At 67.9% G+C, this 2,415-nt stretch carries 3 protein-coding genes; all 3 read left to right on the top strand.

Features of this window, described 5'->3' with window-relative positions:
* Positions 1-238, top strand: a 238-nt coding sequence (locus VMD91_04820) for a helix-turn-helix domain-containing protein (GenBank protein ID HTW83380.1), incomplete at its 5' end; no start/stop codon positions are given.
* A gap of 3 nt (positions 239-241) precedes the next feature.
* Positions 242-1,504 carry a site-specific integrase gene (locus VMD91_04815; GenBank protein ID HTW83379.1) on the top strand — a complete coding sequence of 421 codons (1,263 nt, stop codon included), beginning with the start codon at positions 242-244 and terminating at the stop codon, positions 1,502-1,504.
* A 32-nt stretch (positions 1,505-1,536) separates the two neighbouring features.
* On the top strand, positions 1,537-2,250 hold the full coding sequence (locus VMD91_04810) for a DUF433 domain-containing protein (protein ID HTW83378.1): 714 nt from the start codon (positions 1,537-1,539) through the stop codon (positions 2,248-2,250).
* Positions 2,251-2,415: the final 165 nt, after the last annotated feature.

Here is a 2,415-nt window from a genome sequence, read left to right as displayed (position 1 = left end):
CGACCGACTCGTCGTGTCGGACAATCGCCCTGACGAGTGGTTCGACTCCCGTCATGCCGCGGAGTACCTCGGCGTACATCGCGACACGCTTCGCAAGCTGGCGGCCGAACGAGCGATTCCCTCCGAGCAGGACGGTCCTGGCTGCAAGCTCTACTTCCGGCGCTCAGACCTCGACGCGTGGAGGAACGGTGGCGGCCGGCCTCGCCATCTTGCGGCAACACTGGCGGCGGTGGTGTGAGCCATGGCGACCGCAGATGACAGCAAGGCCGCTCCCCGCCGCGTGCGCGTGGAGCGCAATATCTACCGCCGGGCGTCGGGTGTGTACGAGGTCGGCTTCAAGGACGGAGCCGGCCGGCAGCGGTGGCGAACCGTCGACGGCGGCATTACCGCTGCACGTGCAGCTCGCGATGAGCTGCTCGTCCGCCGGGCACGTGGCGAGCGGGTCGCGTCGAACGCTCGGCTGCGCTTCGGCGATGCGGCGGCGCAGTGGCTCGATGGTCCCGTCGTGGATCTCCGGGCCACGACACGGGCCTGCTACCGCAATGCGGTGGAGCAGCACCTGATGCGGCGCTTCGCGACGCACCGTCTCGACACGATCACCCCGGACGATGTCGCGGCGCTCGTGCGAACACTGCGTATCGACGGGCTTGCCGAGTCGACGATCGTCATCGTTGTCGGCGTCGTGAATCGGATCTATCGCTACGCGGCGCGGCGCCTCGGTTGGGCTGGGAGCAACCCGGTCTCGCTCCTGCTGCCTTCCGAGCGGCCGAAGCCTGGCCTGAGTGCGAAGCGCCGGTTGTTCGAGCGAGGCGAGCTTGAGCAGACGGTCGGCGCCGCCGGCGAGCCCTACAGCACGCTGTTCACGTTGGCGGCGCTCACCGGCGCGCGCGTCTCTGAGCTCCTGGGACTCAGATGGGCGAACGTCCGCATATCGGACCTGGAAGACGCCGAGGTGGAGTTCGCCTCGCAAGTGGATCGGCACGGCAACGTCCAGCCCACAAAGACGGACGGGTCCGTGAGAACCGTCCCGATCCCACGTGAGCTCGCAGCGATTCTCAGCCGACACAAGGAGCGCTCGAAGTTCACCGGATCGCAGGACTTCGTGTTCTCCACATGCACCGGCCGGCCGCTCGGACAGCGCAATGTCGCTCGCGCTCTCCGCCAGGCCGAGCAGAACGCGGTTGACCCTGACGGACGCCCGACCTTCCCCATACTGCACGAGCACAACGAGAGCGGCGAGCCGGTCTCGGTTCCCCACGGCGCCCTGCCGTCGATGCATGGCTTCCGTCACACCGTCGCCAGTCGGGCGCTCCTCGCGGGCGAGAGCATCGACGAGGTTGCGTTCCTCCTTGGCCACCGCGATGCCAACGTGACGCGGGCCGTCTACGTTCGCGAACTGTCCGATGCTCGGAGGCGAACCATGCGGCGGTCACGCATGATCGCTGAGTACAGTGACCTTCTCGGTACCAGCGATGCCGACGACGGCCGGCGCGACCCCGAGTAGCGTCGAAGCCGAGAAGATAGAACCGATCGGCGGTGAGTCCGGCGGCGAACCGCAGCGCAAGCGAGAAGGTCATCAGGCCCGACGACCCGCGGCTCTCCCGCGCGATCTTCACACTGCGCGAGGCCGCCGGCTATCTCGACGTCCCCAAGTCGACGATCCACGCCTGGGCTCGCCCGCCGACGGGCGAGCCCCTCATCACCGTCTTCCCACGAGGCGGTGCGCAGGCGACGGTCCCGTTCATCGGATTCGCAGAGGCATACGTTCTCGCCGCCTTCCGTCGGGCCAGGGCTCCCCTACAGCGCATCCAGCTGGCTGTTGACGCGCTCGCGCAGAACATCGGTCCCGAGCATCCGCTCGCGTCGAAGCGGCTGTGCACCGATGGCGCCGAGGCCCTGCACGACTACGCCGCAGAGCGAAACGAAGACGACCTCCTAGAGCTCGTCGTGGTGCGCACCGGGCAGCACCAGTTCTCTGAGGTTGTGCGCGACTATCTCAAGACGATCACCTACGGGAGTGACGGCTGGGCGTCGCGAGTGCGTCTGCCGTCGTACCGGCGGGCCGAGGTGGTGGTGGATCCGCGGGTCGCGTTCGGTCGTCCGCTCGTGGTTCACGGCGGCGCGCGCGTCGAGGACCTCGTTGATCGGTTCATCGCCGGCGACACGGTCGCCGATGTCGCGTTCGACTTCGACGTTCCGCCGGAGCAAGTCGAAGACGTGATCCGTGTCGCGACGCGAACCGCCGCCTGAGTTCTCCATCGGTCGCGGCTCGTGGCGCCAGCGGTCGGGCGTCCGTGCCGCTTGGCACGATCGATTCCGTGCCCTGGCCACCACAGATCGGCGAGCCGCTTCCGCGGGCGGAAGACGCCTACAACGTTCATGAGAAGCTCGCCGACTACTCGCTGGACCTCGAAC

The organism is Candidatus Sulfotelmatobacter sp., assembly GCA_035504415.1.
In the GTDB taxonomy this organism is placed as follows: domain Bacteria; phylum Vulcanimicrobiota; class Vulcanimicrobiia; order Vulcanimicrobiales; family Vulcanimicrobiaceae; genus Vulcanimicrobium.
Note: the sequence above shows the minus strand (reverse complement) of the source record. Positions and strands in the feature narration are given on the sequence as shown.